This window comes from Candidatus Manganitrophaceae bacterium (assembly GCA_016200325.1).
Lineage (GTDB): Bacteria > Nitrospirota > Nitrospiria > SBBL01 > Manganitrophaceae > Manganitrophus.
The window spans coordinates 1-15,325 of the sequence record JACQEZ010000009.1 but is presented as its reverse complement, the minus strand read 5'-3'; the positions used below and the strand labels follow the sequence as shown (position 1 = coordinate 15,325).

Genomic DNA, 15,325 nt, shown 5'->3' with positions numbered 1-15,325 from the left:
TTTAACCTGTCCGTCGACCTGAACCAAGACGGAGTTTCCGATCAGGCGGTCGCCAGTCCCTCTCAATTTCAGAGCGTTTATGCCTTTGACAATCATGAAGTCGTGGAACGCAAAGCCTGTCAACCCGGTAATTTATTTTCCTCCTGCTCCTATTATTGGGGCCTGACTCTGCAATCTACCCCGTCACCGTCTGGCCCAAAGACTCTTTTAACCTGGACAAAAGCTCTCCCAGCCGCGGACTTATGGCAGGTCAACCGATCGAGCCCATTTCCGACTCGGCAAACTGCGGCCGGCTACCTCCAGGAGATTATACGAGGCGCTCTGGCGATTCCATCCCAAGAGATCCGCCTACAACCTGGGTCGGAGGTATTTTTGGACGGCAGCTGTTTTGGTTTGGGACAAGACCGCTGTTATTCGGCGACCTGGGAGCGATCCTATCCTGGATGTCCCGCAGGCTACACTCTCGTCGGAGGGGTCTGCCAGGCGCCGACCACTTGCGCCTCAGGAACGTACGACGCAGCAAAACACGCCTGCTATCAAGGCAACAGCACATGCCCGCTCGGTCCCCAATCCGCCTGTATGAACAGCAACGGAACCTATCAGTGTTCCCCCAATACCTGCATCGACCTCGATGCGACGCCGCCGGGATCGACCGGCGCAGATCTAACCGGCTATCAGAATAACGGACAGACCAACCCCAACTCCGGCATGTGCATGGGTCCGGTATTCATCTTTAATGGCAAAGGTTCCGAGTGCAGACCTTCCGGCGCCGGCACATCGTTTTTTAATTGCTGCTCCAATAGCTCGGGGTCGGTCGTCGACTTTCTGAAATACTGCGCCACAAACGAGAGAGATACAAATACGGCCCGCGACGCCAGCGCTTGCCACTATGTTGGGGATTACTGCAAAACCTCTTGGCCCTTTGTCGGCTGCGTCCAGAAATCGCAGGTTTACTGCTGCTTTAATTCTAAACTCGGCCGAATGATACAGGAGCAGGGGAGGGGACAACTGAAGAAGTTCTCCCCCGATGGGCAGTGGGGAACGGCTAATAGTCCGAATTGCGTCGGCTTCGCTCCCGAAGAACTGCAGATGCTCGATTTTAGTCAAATGGATTTATCGGAATATTTTGCGAATATTTCCACGAAGTCGCAGTCACAAATCAATACCGATCTGGGGAATAAGATCAATGGATTTTATCAAAATCTTCATCCTTAGCGGGACGCTCCTTTTCGGAGGATCCTATGCGATGGCGCATTCCAGTGAGCCGGGCCGCAACCTCGGCGTGGTCGGCGCCGTTTACAGCATCGCAGAACCGGATTCGATGACAGAAATCGAAAACCGCGCAAAGGAGGTGGACTGGAAAAAACATTTCGATGAAAAAAAGATGAAGAAGGCGATCGCCTCCTACCATCCGACCGGGCTAAAGCATCTCCCGCGGGCGGTCACCAATAAAACCAAAATCATCGATATGGCTTACACCCTCGGGGCCGACATCCCGGACGGTAAGGGAAGGGTCCTCTACCCTCGCGGCTATACCTTCAATCCGCTTCAGTTCGTGGCCTTCCCGAACACGCTCGTGATCATCGACGGACTGGACAAAGAGCAAGTCACCTGGTTTCGAAAATCAGAGTACGCGCTCGATCCGAAAGTATTTCTTCTGATCACAGACGGCTCGTATCAATCGATCATCGAGGAGCTCAAGCGACCGGCTTACTACGCGAACGCCGCTTTGGTCGAGCGGTTGGACGTACAGTTCACCCCGGCCGTCGCCCGGCAAAAAGGGCCCATGATGGAGGTCTTGGAAATTGCAATTCCTGAAAAGAAATAAACCAGGAAGAATGGTTTTCGGCTTTCTACTCTTCGTTCTGATCGTAGCCCAGGAAGATCGCTCTATAGCGGCCGGCTTCGGAGCTCCCATAAATCCCATTTCGGATGTCTGTTGGAATTGCATCTTTCCGATAAAGCTGGGAGGAATCACGCTCGTTCCAGGCGATATTATAGACACGCCCGACGCCGCCCAATTCCCGGTCTGCATCTGTCCCGCTCCGCCCCCTCTTTTCTTCAGGCCCGGCATCCCGGTCAGTTTTTGGGAGCCCGCGCGCTTCATTGAAACCGTCAAGGACCCCTATTATTTTCCCAGCCTGGGGGTCCAGCTGCCGAACCCGACCCCAGGGTTTCTGGGCGGAACACACTCGGAAATCGCCTCTCACAATCAGGTCGACACCTCTACTTTTGCACAGGCCCACTACTTCATCTTTCCCGTCTGGGCCATTCTAGAGCTGTTGGTCGACTATGTCTGCGTCGAACACAGCGGCTTCGATGTCGCCTACATCACCGAGGTGGACCCCCTCTGGAACAACGATATGCTGGCCTTTACGATCAATCCGGAGGCGCTTCTGTTTGCCAATCCCATTTCTCAGATGTCTTGCATCGCCGACAGCGTTGCGGCCAATGCCGGGCTCCCGTTGAGCGCTCTTTTCTGGTGTATGGGTTCCTGGGGTAGCGCCTATCCCTTGACGGGCCATGTAAACGACGATGCGTACGTTCAGGCGAACGCGGCGATCGCGGCTCGGCTGATTTATAAACTCTCCCGGGAGCTTCTGGTCTGCGACACCGGCGTCAACCTTTGTTCCTGCGTCCCAACTCCGATTTGGGTGAAGCAGAACTACCGGATCCAGATTGCCCATCCGGTCCGTGATTTCACCTGTCATCCCATCGGCCGATCGAGCATGATTTGGGGAGGCAGGAAAAACCCTCCTTTTTCGGCCGGAGGGAATTCGAGCGACAACTTCCTTTGGATTATTTTCAGAAAGCGGGTGTGCTGTGCGGGATAAGTCGACGAACGAAACACTAAAAAAAGGACGGGCATCTCGATGCAAAACAAGAACGGCCGTTTTCGTCATTTTTATCTCCATCGTAATCGCCTTCGTCACGGTAAAGGGACACACCGCCTCCGGCAAAAAGAAGGCGGCCGTCCAAAAGCCCACTCCCTGCCATTCATTGGAGAGGGTCGAATCGGAAGCGATATACCTGACGACCCAACCCTCCCCTTGCCCCGACGGAGCGAATCCGATTCCGGTTGAAATCGACGCATCGACTAAGAAGGTCCGCGTCTTCGTCGACGGCGCCTTCTGGCGGGAGCAGCAAATTGTCGATTTAAATTTAATTCAGGACTCGCTTGAGAAGAGTAAGGCGATGGAGAAGACAATCCGGATTCCGGAGGGCGCCGCCAATCAAAAGGGGAGTACCTCGGCCGAGGCAGCCGCCCGTCAGTTTGCCTCTGATGAGTTTCAGGGAAAGATCCAGAAAGAAACGGAGCGAATCAAGAGGGATCTATTCCAGGTCGCTGGAAGAGACAAGAACGTCGATCACCAGGGGAGCGGAGCACCTTCGGATCAAACGGAGATTGCCCTAAAGACCGGATCGCTCTCCTCTTCAGAGAGACTCTACGTCTTTGTCTCCTCCTCCATGCCGCTTGCGACGCTGCGCAACTACGCGGCCGATATCGCTAGGCTCTCGGACGGAAATGTGACCATGGTGATGAGGGGATTCGTAGGCGGCATGCAATACGCCCAACCGACATTAAAACTCGTCTCGGATGTCATTGTAAAAGACTCCGCCTGCAAGAAAACGGAGAAGCAGTGCGACGCCTATAACGTCAATTTTATTGTGGATCCGTTGCTCTTTCGGATGTATCAGATTCGCCAGGTTCCAGCGGTTGTCTATGTCCCTTCGTACCGCTCCGAAGAACCGGGGGGCAGCGAAGGCCTCGGCGAGGCGCCCAAATATTACGCGCTCTATGGAGACGCCTCGCTTGCTTATGTCGTTGAACGGATTCAAAAGGAGACCAAGAGTCTCTCCTTAAAAAGAATTTTGGCAAAACTTCAACAATAAAGAACACAAAAAGGTTCTAAACAAGAGGTGGTCAATGGAAGAAACGGCAAAAGTTTACTCTCACCGCGCCTGGATTCAGGCGACGGTCATTTCGTTGGTGATGTCGGCGATCTCGCTTTTCGTCTATGACCATTTTTATGCTCCAAAGATCGTCGCCCTCGACATGAAGGGCTATATGGCGGAGCAGAGAACGCTCTACCTCTCAGGGAAAATCGATGACGCGATCTTAAAGAAGAACCTGGATAATCTTCAGCTAAAGATTGCCGGAATGCCGAAGAACAAAACCATCATCATGGGAGATGTCATTGTTAGCCAAACAGAAACCCTCAACCCTTAGCTTGACGGTGTTTTTGACTGCGTTGCTCCTGACTTCCGCATCGATCCCCGAAAGGATCACGGTGACGATTTCTCCTTCATTGAAGAATCGAATCTACATTCTGGATCGAGCCCCCTCCAAAGAGCAAATGGGCAATGGCGCCTTCGTGCTATTTGAATTGCACTCGAAATATTTAGAAGGCGCAAAAACCAACAAGGTCTTAAAACAGGTCGCGTGCTCCGGAGGAGACACCCTCAGCGTCCGGGAAAAATATTACTACTGTAACGAAACCTATTTGGGTCAGGCAAAAGATTACTCCCTAAAAGGGGAAACCCTCCAAAACTTTCAGTTCGAGGGACGAGTGCCAGAAGACAGTTTGTTTGTTTTTTCTAATCATATCGATAGTTTTGATTCCAGATATTTCGGATTTGTGAGGAAAACAAATGTTATTGCGATCGCTCATCCTATTTTTTAGCGCGTTACTCGTAACAGCTCTCGGGCACGCCGCGGAGTTTCCCAAAGAAGCACAGGCGGGAATCGAGCCAAAACATGGCTGGTGGTGGTACGAGAAGGAGCCCGAAAAGAAAGAGGAGAAGAAGGAGACGGAGAAGGCGCCCAATCCGGCGCCATCTCTTTCCAGCCATTCACCCGAAGAGCTCTGGAACATGCATCCGGACGAGTTTCAGGCCCTCCTGATCTCTATCCAGAAACAAGCGGTAAGGGCCCCGACGATTGAGAATGTAAAGGAGTACTACGCCATCCAAGACATTGCCCGGCGGAAGGCGCTTGCCTTTGCCAATGTCGCGGCGCTGGTGGTTCAAAAATATCCGGAGCTTTCTCTGGAGGGAGACTTCCCGAATGCGCTCCCCGGGAAGGCGGCAAAAGTAAGGCAGCAGACGGCCGAGGTCAGTCAAAAGATCGATCAATCGAAAGGAGACTTTGCGCTCCTCTATTTTTATTCTCCCACATGCCACTTCTGCGCGGAGCAAAACGAAATATTGGGATACTTTTTGGAAAAATACCGCGGCTGGCAGATCCGAAAGATCGATATCAGCCGAAACGCCGAACTTGCGGAGGAGTTTAAGGTCCGGGCCGTTCCCTTCCTGATGCTGATTCACAAGAACAGCAAGGATTTCATGCCGGTTTCGATCGGGGTCGTCGCGCTGACAGACATGGAAGAGCGCCTCTATCGGGGAATTCGTGTTCTCGGCAAAGAGATCACCCCCGAAGAATTCTCGATGTATGAATTCCAGCGCGGCGGAGGGTTCGATCCCTCAGAACCGCTCAGAGTCAAGGAGGGGAGCCGATAATGGAACCGACCCATCCCGAGATCGAAAACAGTCTTCTGAAAAAGGCCTTATGGCTCACACCGGAATTTGCCTTCAGGAAAATCGAGGTATTCGATCGGGTCCTATTCGAGAAAATGAAGGAGTTCGCTTTTGAGGAATCGTGGCAGCCGAATCAAAGCATCAACATCTCTGACGTCGTCGGAACAACGGACCTCAGCTACGAAGGTAAGACTTGGATGGAGTTGCTCCGGTCCGGCGGCCGAATGCCCGAAAATCTCTCTCTGGCTGAAACGAACCCGGATTACTACCATGGCGTTAAAAAGAAAGCGCCGAAGATGTCGTACATTAAAACGGACGGCAAGCTTTATATCGAAAAAGATGGACATCATCGCAGCTGTATCGCAAAATTTCTCTTTTATTTCGCAATCAGGACTCATCTCCATGGCGTGGAACTCCGGGAGTATCAGATCGCGAAAGATATCTATCGAAGGTACTCGGGGATCAGGGATCTTCTGATAGAAAAGGGATTGGCTCACATCCGAATCAGCCCGGATCGAAAGATTCTCGGAACGGATGAGACGGTGGAGGGAATCAAACAGATTTTTGATGTCGGCCTTCTGGTCATCAACGATCGTTCTTCCGAGGTCGTCCGTCTGGATTCGAATTCGTCGCTCCTCTTTTTAGAGATCGTCCATAGACTGGGTCGGCTCAACAAATATTGGATCGGGGGAAGGCTGGGACGGGTTTTACGACGTTAGGCCTCAAAGGAGGAGAGACATGTTCAAGAAATTCATCATCGCGCTATTTATTTTAACCATTCCGATCCAAAGCTATGCAGGCTGGGTCGACGACTGGATCAACCAGAAGACAGAGACCGCCCCAGGATATTTCGAGGGCCAAAAGAGGGGGTATTTCAATGGCGGCAGTTTCTCCGCACGGTGGTTTAATAGCAACGATTATGTCGCAAGCCTCAACCCGCCGCGGGTTAAGACCGGCTGCGGGGGGATCGACGTTTTCGGAGGGGCCATATCGTTCCTTGATTTTGACCGGCTCGTGCAGAAACTTCAGGCGATGCTCACAAATGCGCCGGCCGTCGCCTTCGATCTTGCATTCAATACCCTCTGCGAGCCGTGCGCCAAATCGATCAAATCGTTCGAGGCGATCACCGATACCCTTAATCAGCTTCAATTCAACGACTGCCAGGCCTCCAAGGTGTTGGTAGCCAAAACGTTCGAAGGATTCGGCCAGGACAATGCGGAGATCCGAGCGATGGCCGAAAGCGATTATTCCCTCAACCGCGGACTACAGACCTTGCGGGCAAAGCTGACGGACACCTGGAAGAGCAACAACAATCAGCAGACGGTCCACGATAGTGACCAGATCGCCGGCTGCCCCACCGGACTCAAGGAGATCTTTGCCACGCCGGGAAAGACGGTGCTTCAAGCGATCGCTGAAAAAAAGGGATATCCCCCGGCCTACATCGATCTTGCCCGGGGATTTACCGGGGATATTGGGATCACGCAGTTGACCTCCGCCAACGGATTTACCCAGATCGAGCCGATCCTTATTCCCCCCTGTGAGCAGAACAAATCAGAAGCGATCGACAACTTCTTCACGGGGCAAGCGTATCTTCGGCCGGCCGACGGAAGCGGCTGCCAGCTGATCACGGATGCGAACGCCAACCTCAATCAGTGGGCAGGAAGCAAGCTTCAGGGGATCGCAACGAAAATGCAGCTGAGCCAAAACCTCAGCGCTGATGAAGAAGGCTTTATCAATACCCTCCCGCTTCCAGCCTACTCCGCCCTAAGAGTCGCGGTGATCTCCAATCAGCCGGGGAGCACGATCGCGATTCTCTCGAACATCACCGCCCGCGCGTACGCCTTTTCCATGATGTCCGATCTCTATCATGTGGCTCTGCAGAGTCTCTATACTGCGCAGTCGGTATTGGCGGCCCAAGGACAGACGGGGCAATCGGATTGCCAAATCGATTTGATGGCGCCGGCAATCGCACAGACGCAGAAGCTGGCGGTGCACATCCATACCTCGGTGGAAGCAATTCAGCGATCGTATGCGGCGATGGCCGGAGAAATCACGACGATCATGGAATTGTCGGCGAGGCTCGAGCAGTTCAACGAAGTTTCTCGCGCTTCGCTCTCCCAAGTTTTCAGGCCCTCTTTGGCCAGCCGCGCCATGGGGAGATAAGAGATGCTCCGACCCCGAACGGCGAAAATTCTTGCTCTCTCTCTTTTACTCCTCATCGTGGCGGAAGCCCCTGCTCATGCGCTCACGATGGAGTATTACACCTATAACGGGTTTAACGCGGTGGTCAGCGCGTTTACCAAGATTGCGCTGATCTTTAGCGACGCCGATTATAAAGGCCTCTTCTTTACCGTTGTCGTACTTGGAATTCTTCTGGGAGGGATGGCGGTCTATTTCATGGCTTTCTCGGGCGTCCGGCTCTCGCCTCTTGCTTGGACCTGGCCGGTCGGCATGGGGATTACGATTTATTTGGCGTTGGTCGTTCCCAAAGGAGATCTGAACATTTACGACCCTGTGAAAAACCAGTTTCAGGTTGTCGGCGGGATCCCGGACGGCCTCGTATTAGTGGTCGGTACGCTCAACATGATCGAGCGAGGTTTGGTCGATATCGTGTCGACCGCGGCCGATCCGGTGGGCTATCAGCAGCAGGCGGGGGGCATCGGCTTCGATATGCTTCTAAACGTCCACTCCAAGGGAATCCTTCTCTCGGACCAGTATATTCATCTGTCGCTCAAAAAATACATCGAAGACTGTCTTTATTTTGAGCTCGCGCGGCCTGGAACAACGCTCAGCATCAACGCATTGGCGAATAATACCGACTTCCTCCCGTTATTTCGGAAGGCGGCCAGTCCGGCGATCTACACAACTTTCTACCAGGACGCGAAACCGGAAGGACAGACCCTGAAGTGCGCTGACGCCATGCCGGCGATCGAGGCGAAAATCACCAATCCCACTCAATTCGACAAAACCTCCCAGGCGCGATGCTCAGACGCGGGCTTCGATCCCTCCATTCCCTCTGAATATAATCAGTGTAGAACGATGTTGGGAAACCTGGTCAGCTGGTTCGAGGGGGCCGCATTCGACACGACACAAATTTACCGTCAACAGGCCATGGCGGAAGCGCTCTCCACGGTGGCGCAATCAGCCAGCCCGGATACGGCGATCGCCGTCCTGGCGGGGAGGGACACCGGAACCTCGCTCCTTTCCACGGCGGTCGTCGCCAACCAATGGATTCCGATCATTCGCGCGGTCACCACGGCGATCGCGATCGGCTTGCTCCCCTTCTTGGTCGTCTTCATCCCTACGCCGCTATTTGGCAAGGCCGTGACTTTGATCGCAGGATTTTTCATCTGGTTGACGGCTTGGGGGGTCACTGACGCCATTGCCCATCAATTTGCAATGGACTTTGCCGTGAAGGCCTTTTCCGAGGTCCGCCAATATCAGCTCGGGCTGACGGCAATTTCTACTTTTGGGACCGCCTCGCTAAAGACGCTCGCGGCATTCGGGGCCATCCGCTGGTCCGGATTGATGCTCGCCACGGTCATCACCACCATGCTCGTTCGGTTCGGGGGACACTCACTCGGTATGCTCGCGGAAGGGATCACCAGCTCTCCCCAGCATGCGGCCCAGGCAGCCGGAAGAGTGGCGACTCCCGAAGGCGCGGCCGGTCTCATCAGCTCTCTTGAGAATTCTCCACCCGTCATGTCCAACGCGTATCGGTGGGATTTTGGGCAAAGGACTCACGCCAAGGCAAACACGATGTCCAAAGGCGTCGGAGAAGGATTGGGACTGCAGGATATGGATTCGTCGTTCGATGTCGGTGTGGTCCAAGGGCAATCTTCGCGCGGTAGCGCAGCCGGAACAAAGCACTTTGCATCCGATGTCGCCGAAGGGAACGTCGTCGCAGCGAGCGAGCAATCACAGCATTTTAGACAGAGCTCGCTATACGGAGAATCAAAGGGACGGTTTGACCAGGCCCACCAGATCTTTGGAATTCAGACACCCTCTGAGGCCGCGGAGTTCGGATCCACCGGACATTTGATTACGCCGGATATGGCCGAGGCCGCTTCCAAGCAAGGCTATAAGGGGATCATCCCGGGAATGCGGCTCACAGACATCGGATCGGATCCGAAGACCGGACGGGCTGCCTCGATGTCGTTTTCAGGTCCGGTCACGGAAGGAAACATCGATGTCGTGAGAGAAGTTTCATCGAATGCCGGACACAATCAGGCGACTTCGATGATCAAGCCGGGGATGATGGCGAGTTACGCCATCGATCCTTCTAGCGGGAAAGGGACGTTTAACGCGTCCGACACGACGTCGGTTAAAAGTGAGGACTTCGCCGAGAAGACCTTCCGAGATGGAAAGGGGCTTACGGTAGACACGCCGTACGGGAGTTATAAGCTCAGTTCAGGAAAGGTTCAGCAGGTCGGCGGCCAAGTCTATATCAATGGCACCTCCGAAGACGGAAAAAAGATTTCGCTTGAGGGATCCTTACGGGACGCTTATCGTGTCATCCCCGGACGGAAAACCGCCGCCGACGGGACATCGCATTATAGCGCTGATTCCGATTCGGCCATGTATGAGCTTCAGATGAAACCGGTCGATCACGGCGGAGATGGAGCTTTAAGATCAAGCGTGGTTAAGGATCGGAATGGGGATATCACAGGCGTTGGATTAAACCTTTCAAAGGCAAATATCGAAGGAGGAGTGCAAGGCTATGAAACGCTCAATTCATGGCAGCTCAAAGGCCTCGCAAAGACGCTCCGATCCGAGGGTGTTTCCAACCAAGCTGTGAATACATTGGAGTACCTTGGGGACAACGGCCGATCGGCCATGGTGCAGTACAGCTATCCTACGCAAGGCGGGGAGATGGGGCAATTGTCGGTGACCAACGAAAAAAGTGGACGGACAATGGATTTTTCAATGAGCCAGAGCGGATGGGAATCGGTTACGAAGGCGCACAGTAGCAGCCTCAGCGGGTCACGGAATACCTCTGAAGATATCAATAAGAACACGATCGATCACGGGACCTCCTTCGGCTCGATGATGCAGATGGCTTTAAGAAAAGATCCCGCCCTCGCCTCTATGATCTCGGATCATACGATGAACAAATATAATCCCGGTCGATTCGAAGCCAATGTCGCCGAAACCGCAAAGGATTTAGCAAACGATGTGGGCGGTTTCATTTCAAGACAAGGACTCCATGCTGGATATATGGATGGCGAAGCCTCGGGCGGCATTAGGCTTGGCGGATCAGGAACCTCGATTGGGATAGGAACATCCTCTCGCGAATCGGAAACAGTAAATCTCTTATCATCAGAATATGATCGGGTTCTGCGGCAATCCGTGGGTGAAGCAAATGAGAAAGGACTGGGACCGAAGGAGACACAGAAGTATGTTGCGGATCAGGTGGGCGACCTCACGAAGCAGATTTATGACCAGGCAAGAACGTCTGCCCCACGCGACTACGGAGCGGACACACTCATCGGCGCCGCGGAACGGCTCACGAAGTAGGACCCTTATCATGCTTTTCTGGTTCGTACCCGACATCTCCAGGTAAAAGGCCGTGGTTATGTGGATTCAGCATATCGAGTGATCCGCGATGACGAAGTCTAGGGGGAGCTTCAAGCGTTTTACCGGTGAGGAAGCGATAGAGGGTCCCTAGAACGGTTATGAAAATTAGAATCGACAAAAAGGCATTCATTGTATCCGTTCCAGAATTAGATAAGTATTTCTCTCATTAAGGGTAGCAAGGGATCGTTCCAATGTCAATCTTGAAACCTCTACTACCGCAAAATGGAGTGATAACAGTTGTTATTACTCTGATTTCTTTAATTTTTTTCGAGCTCACGCTTCCAATGTCGAGTCACGGTTTCTGTTTTGAGGAAGCAGGCGCGCTTTATAAAATCTCGCCTCGATTATTGTGGACCATCGCCAAGGTGGAGTCTAATTTTAATCCAAAAGCAACGAATAAGAATCCCGATGGCAGCTACGATTTTGGGGTGATGCAAATAAACTCAGCGTGGGCGAAGGTCCTGGGACGAGACCAATGGGTCGCTCTTTCGGATCCGTGTCAGAACGTAAAAATCGGCGCGTGGGTGTTATCACAATGCATGAAGCGGTTCGGCTACTCATGGGAGGGGATTGGCTGTTACAACGCTTCGAGCGACGAGAAAAAGGTAGCGTACGCATGGAAGATCTTTCTCTCTCTCCCGAAAGGAGATACTCGATGAACCTTCTACCACAGCAATTAAGTCTTGTCCCGGCAAGAAAATATACTTTTCTCCTCTTTATTTTCTTGTTGGGTCCGGCCCTCGGCCTGTTTGGTTGTGGCTCAAGCTCGGGACCGCAGGAAGCGACGCCGGATTTTGTTCGGTTGGATCAATATAATATTGACACCTCCTCTGTGGCACTAGACAAGAGCTTCATCGTTAACTGGCATGCGGCGTTCTCCTCTCCGAGCTCCATCTACACATTTGAATGGCACGTGAGCCCTCAGTCATCGACGTCATCGGATACGACAGTCTTGACGCTCAACTGCGGCCCCGCAACTCAGCCATGTTCGAACACTGGCGAGGCCTTCTGTGACTACAAAAATAACGCCGGCGGGTTACCCTCTGTCATTTGTTCTCTTTCTGGAAAAGTCGTGGGACAAAAGATCATCCCAAGCCCAGGTAAATACGTCGCTACCGGACGAGCCTGCATATTCAATAGCAAGCTCGAAACAATCTGCGACGGCAAGGATGTTGATTTGACGTTTGATTGAAAAGAGAACTGATCCTGATGGAGGTAGTACGATGGATCGGATTTGCATCCGGAACGAGAAGGAGGAAACATTATGGGTACAACCATCATTGTCGGAATGGTTATCGTTATTGTCGCACTCATTGCATCACAGGGCTTTCGGATTATTCAACAGTCCGAAACGATGGTAATCGAGCGGCTAGGGACTTATAAGCGGACATTGAAAAGCGGGGTAAACTTCATCTCTCCGATGATTGAAAAAGCGCGCGAGATCGAATGGAAATATGTAAAAACGGACGGGGACGGGAAAACATTCATCCGAAAAGAAAGCATCAGCAGAATCGATCTAAGAGAAACCGTTTATGATTTCCCTCGGCAGAATGTCATAACAAAAGATAACGTCGTTATCGAGATCAACGCGATCCTGTATTTCCAAATTACCGATCCGGTAAAAGCCGTCTATTCGATTATAAATCTTCCGGATGCCATCGAGAAATTGTCTCAGACGACCCTAAGAAATGTCATCGGCGATATGGACCTCGATTCCACCCTCGCCTCCCGGGACAAGATCAATAGCAAGCTGAAGGAAATCCTCGATGGCGCCACAGAAAAATGGGGCGTCCAGGTCAATCGGGTGGAGCTGCAGGATATCCATCCGCCCCGTGACATCATCGGCGCCATGGAAAAACAGATGCGCGCAGAGCGAGACAAGCGCGCGGCCATACTGGATGCGGAGGGACTGAAGAAATCGAAAATCCTGGAATCGGAAGGGTTCAAAGAGTCTGAAATTAATAGGGCAGAGGGAGAAAAGAGAGCCAAGATTTTAATGGCAGAAGGAGAATCTGAGGCAAAAATAAAAGTGGCTCAAGCGGAGGCCGAGGCCTTCGTGAAAATCAAGGATGTCCTCGCAAATGATCCTGGGAATTATCTCATTGCACTTAGGTATATTGAGGCATTCAAGGGGATGGTTTCAGGAAATGAAAATAAGGTGGTCTATTTGCCTTACGAGGCCACAGGACTTTTAAGCTCTATCGGTGGGATTAAGGAATTGTTGATTAGAAATCAGAAAAATTCAAAATAATGAGGAGGCATGCAATGGCAGAGATTACAGAGACGAAAAAACGGACGTCGAGGAGGGGCAGGGGGGCGAGTCAACTTTCATTTGATGATTTCGATCCGCATGAGCAAGCATTACTGACGCTCACGGCCCGAGAGAAGGGTCTCTCGATTCCGGACTTGATGGCTGAGGCCATTCGAGAATATCTCAGCCAGAATGTGAAGATTCAAATCAACAAGAACGGTACGAAAACATGATATGAGCCCATAAGCAGACTCAAGTTTTTGCGAGTTTACTCATTCAGGCTCACCGTTTGACGAAGGTTCATTGGATTGCCTAACCGTTGTTGAGTACTTCACTCTTGCTAACGCAGATTTTCATGTCATATCCAGGGAAGGGAGAGGTCTTTCCCTCACAACGGAAGAGACCAACGACGGAGTTGATAGAGCGAGAGCGTGCGGAGTTTCCAAAAAAAAGGCTCGCTGGTGGAACGACTAAAAATGGATACTCTCATCAGAAACCATTCACAACCTCAGTCTCTAAAACGCCTCTATACGATCTCGGAAGCCGCCATCTATCTTGGCCGTTCGATCTGGAGCGTCAGAGAATTGATCTGGAAAGGAGAGCTTCCCTCCATCAAGGTCGGCCGTCGGGTACACCTGGATATAAAGGATCTTGATGGCTTTATTGAGCAACATAAGGTGCGCGAAATCTTGTAACATTCTGATACTTGTGTTAACATCGCGCCAGACGGGTCAGTACCTGGATGGGTGTGCTATGGGGAGTATTTACAAGAGAGGGAAAATCCATTGGATCAAATACTACCGGAATGGGAAACCCTGTTTTGAAAGCACACATTCAGACAAGAAATCTATAGCCAAACGGATGCTGAAACTCCGGGAGGGACGGGTTGCTGAAGGGCGGCTCCCGGAAGGGCGGATTCTAAAAACCCGAATTGATGACCTTGTGGATCTTTATCTGAAGGATTATGAAATCAATGATCGCAAATCGGTGGTCCGGGCTCGCCAATTCGCTGCATTGATAAAAGCGCGCTTCGGAGGGATGCGGGCCGCTCATATAACGACCGAGCAGGTTATGGATTATCGGGCCAAGCGGAGGACAGAGGGTGTTAAAGACAGCACCATCAATCGAGAGCTTGCGGCCCTCCGACGGATGTTCCGTTTGGGGCAAAAGCACACGCCTACCCTGGTCGGCCAGATCCCCAATATCGAGCTTGTAAGAGAAAATAATGTCCGCAAGGGATTCTTCGAGTTGGAAGAGTTTTACGCTTTGCGAGGCGCGCTGCCCGATCACCTGAAGGTGGCGGCAACGATCGCTTATTTTACTGGGATGCGTCAGGGAGAAATCTTGAACCTCCGGTGGGATCATATCGATTGGGACTTGGGGACGATACGCTTGGACCCCGGTACTACCAAAAATGGCGAGGGTCGGCTGTTACCGATGATGCCTGATGTTCGAGAGACGCTTGAGGCGTGGCGGTTGAACACCCTGAAAGACTGGCCAGGGTGTCCTTGGATTTGTCATTACCAGGGCGAGAGGTTCAGCCGGATCTACAGGGCTTGGAGAACCGCCTGCAAGCGGGTTGGGCTGGAAGGGCGATTGTTCCATGACCTTCGCCGCTCGGCGATTCGCAACCTCGTTCGGGCAGGGGTGCCCCAGGCTGTCGCGAAGAAGATCTCAGGGCATAAGACTGATTCTGTGTTCAACAGGTATAATATCGTATCTCAAGGGGATCTCCTAGAAGCGACGAAGCAGATTTCAAAATACATTCATGAGAAACGAAATTTGATCAAAAATGGTTACAATTTGGTTACAATCCTCCATCCCAAAGATCAACTTAAATCACAAGTTATTGAAAAATAACAAAGCCCCCGTAGCTCAGGTGGATAGAGCAGCGGTTTCCTAAACCGAAATAAAGCTCTTCCAACGATCATCATAAATACTTGTAAAACGAATAAAGTT

At 52.1% G+C, this 15,325-nt stretch carries 16 protein-coding genes; all 16 read left to right on the top strand.

The window, feature by feature from the left end; translation table 11 throughout:
- Positions 1-372: 372 nt before the first annotated feature.
- Positions 373-1,215 (top strand): conjugal transfer protein TraN, encoded by an 843-nt coding sequence (traN, locus tag HY282_06990; protein ID MBI3803492.1) that lies wholly within the window; start codon positions 373-375, stop codon positions 1,213-1,215.
- Between the two features lie 31 nt (positions 1,216-1,246).
- The gene (locus HY282_06985; protein ID MBI3803491.1) at positions 1,247-1,828 is read left to right on the top strand and encodes a hypothetical protein; all 582 of its coding nucleotides are present in this window, start codon (positions 1,247-1,249) and stop codon (positions 1,826-1,828) included.
- A 10-nt stretch (positions 1,829-1,838) separates the two neighbouring features.
- Entirely contained in the window at positions 1,839-2,834 is a 996-nt protein-coding gene (locus tag HY282_06980) for a TraU family protein (GenBank protein MBI3803490.1), read from the top strand.
- On the top strand, positions 2,824-3,894 hold the full coding sequence (locus tag HY282_06975) for a hypothetical protein (protein ID MBI3803489.1): 1,071 nt from the start codon (positions 2,824-2,826) through the stop codon (positions 3,892-3,894). The genes HY282_06980 and HY282_06975 overlap by 11 nt, the downstream gene beginning before the upstream one ends.
- 34 nt (positions 3,895-3,928) lie before the next feature.
- The gene (locus HY282_06970; GenBank protein MBI3803488.1) at positions 3,929-4,231 is read left to right on the top strand and encodes a hypothetical protein; all 303 of its coding nucleotides are present in this window, start codon (positions 3,929-3,931) and stop codon (positions 4,229-4,231) included.
- Entirely contained in the window at positions 4,200-4,685 is a 486-nt protein-coding gene (locus HY282_06965; GenBank protein ID MBI3803487.1) for a S26 family signal peptidase, read from the top strand. Before HY282_06970 ends, HY282_06965 begins: the two co-directional genes overlap by 32 nt.
- Positions 4,654-5,520: a conjugal transfer protein TraF gene (locus HY282_06960; protein MBI3803486.1), complete on the top strand. Its 867-nt coding sequence runs from the start codon at positions 4,654-4,656 to the stop codon at positions 5,518-5,520. The genes HY282_06965 and HY282_06960 overlap by 32 nt, the downstream gene beginning before the upstream one ends.
- Complete coding sequence (locus HY282_06955; protein ID MBI3803485.1) at positions 5,520-6,257, top strand: hypothetical protein; 738 nt, start codon at positions 5,520-5,522, stop codon at positions 6,255-6,257. Before HY282_06960 ends, HY282_06955 begins: the two co-directional genes overlap by 1 nt.
- A gap of 19 nt (positions 6,258-6,276) precedes the next feature.
- Positions 6,277-7,701, top strand: coding sequence for a conjugal transfer protein TraH (locus tag HY282_06950; protein MBI3803484.1), 1,425 nt, complete (start codon positions 6,277-6,279; stop codon positions 7,699-7,701).
- Between the two features lie 3 nt (positions 7,702-7,704).
- Positions 7,705-11,055 (top strand): conjugal transfer protein TraG N-terminal domain-containing protein, encoded by a 3,351-nt coding sequence (locus HY282_06945; protein MBI3803483.1) that lies wholly within the window; start codon positions 7,705-7,707, stop codon positions 11,053-11,055.
- Positions 11,056-11,399: 344 nt separating this feature from the next.
- The gene (locus tag HY282_06940; GenBank protein MBI3803482.1) at positions 11,400-11,774 is read left to right on the top strand and encodes a lytic transglycosylase domain-containing protein; all 375 of its coding nucleotides are present in this window, start codon (positions 11,400-11,402) and stop codon (positions 11,772-11,774) included.
- Positions 11,771-12,307 (top strand): hypothetical protein, encoded by a 537-nt coding sequence (locus HY282_06935; protein MBI3803481.1) that lies wholly within the window; start codon positions 11,771-11,773, stop codon positions 12,305-12,307. Before HY282_06940 ends, HY282_06935 begins: the two co-directional genes overlap by 4 nt.
- 72 nt (positions 12,308-12,379) lie before the next feature.
- On the top strand, positions 12,380-13,366 hold the full coding sequence (locus HY282_06930) for an SPFH/Band 7/PHB domain protein (protein ID MBI3803480.1): 987 nt from the start codon (positions 12,380-12,382) through the stop codon (positions 13,364-13,366).
- Between the two features lie 14 nt (positions 13,367-13,380).
- On the top strand, positions 13,381-13,599 hold the full coding sequence (locus HY282_06925; GenBank protein MBI3803479.1) for a hypothetical protein: 219 nt from the start codon (positions 13,381-13,383) through the stop codon (positions 13,597-13,599).
- 228 nt (positions 13,600-13,827) lie between these two features.
- The gene (locus HY282_06920; GenBank protein MBI3803478.1) at positions 13,828-14,061 is read left to right on the top strand and encodes an excisionase family DNA-binding protein; all 234 of its coding nucleotides are present in this window, start codon (positions 13,828-13,830) and stop codon (positions 14,059-14,061) included.
- 58 nt (positions 14,062-14,119) lie between these two features.
- A complete protein-coding gene (locus tag HY282_06915; GenBank protein MBI3803477.1) occupies positions 14,120-15,226 on the top strand; it encodes a site-specific integrase in 1,107 nt (368 codons plus the stop codon).
- The last annotated feature ends 99 nt before the right edge of the window (positions 15,227-15,325 follow it).

Excerpts from the sequence above, each read along its gene's own strand:
- HY282_06960 (MBI3803486.1), top strand. The coding sequence starts at position 4,654 with ATGTTATTGCGATCGCTCATCCTATTTTTTAGCGCGTTACTCGTAACA.
- HY282_06935 (MBI3803481.1), top strand. The coding sequence starts at position 11,771 with ATGAACCTTCTACCACAGCAATTAAGTCTTGTCCCGGCAAGAAAATAT.
- HY282_06985 (MBI3803491.1), top strand. The coding sequence starts at position 1,247 with ATGGCGCATTCCAGTGAGCCGGGCCGCAACCTCGGCGTGGTCGGCGCC.
- HY282_06915 (MBI3803477.1), top strand. The coding sequence starts at position 14,120 with ATGGGGAGTATTTACAAGAGAGGGAAAATCCATTGGATCAAATACTAC.
- HY282_06955 (MBI3803485.1), top strand. The coding sequence starts at position 5,520 with ATGGAACCGACCCATCCCGAGATCGAAAACAGTCTTCTGAAAAAGGCC.
- HY282_06980 (MBI3803490.1), top strand. The coding sequence starts at position 1,839 with ATGGTTTTCGGCTTTCTACTCTTCGTTCTGATCGTAGCCCAGGAAGAT.
- HY282_06930 (MBI3803480.1), top strand. The coding sequence starts at position 12,380 with ATGGGTACAACCATCATTGTCGGAATGGTTATCGTTATTGTCGCACTC.
- HY282_06945 (MBI3803483.1), top strand. The coding sequence starts at position 7,705 with ATGCTCCGACCCCGAACGGCGAAAATTCTTGCTCTCTCTCTTTTACTC.
- HY282_06940 (MBI3803482.1), top strand. The coding sequence starts at position 11,400 with ATGTCGAGTCACGGTTTCTGTTTTGAGGAAGCAGGCGCGCTTTATAAA.
- HY282_06950 (MBI3803484.1), top strand. The coding sequence starts at position 6,277 with ATGTTCAAGAAATTCATCATCGCGCTATTTATTTTAACCATTCCGATC.
- HY282_06925 (MBI3803479.1), top strand. The coding sequence starts at position 13,381 with ATGGCAGAGATTACAGAGACGAAAAAACGGACGTCGAGGAGGGGCAGG.
- HY282_06970 (MBI3803488.1), top strand. The coding sequence starts at position 3,929 with ATGGAAGAAACGGCAAAAGTTTACTCTCACCGCGCCTGGATTCAGGCG.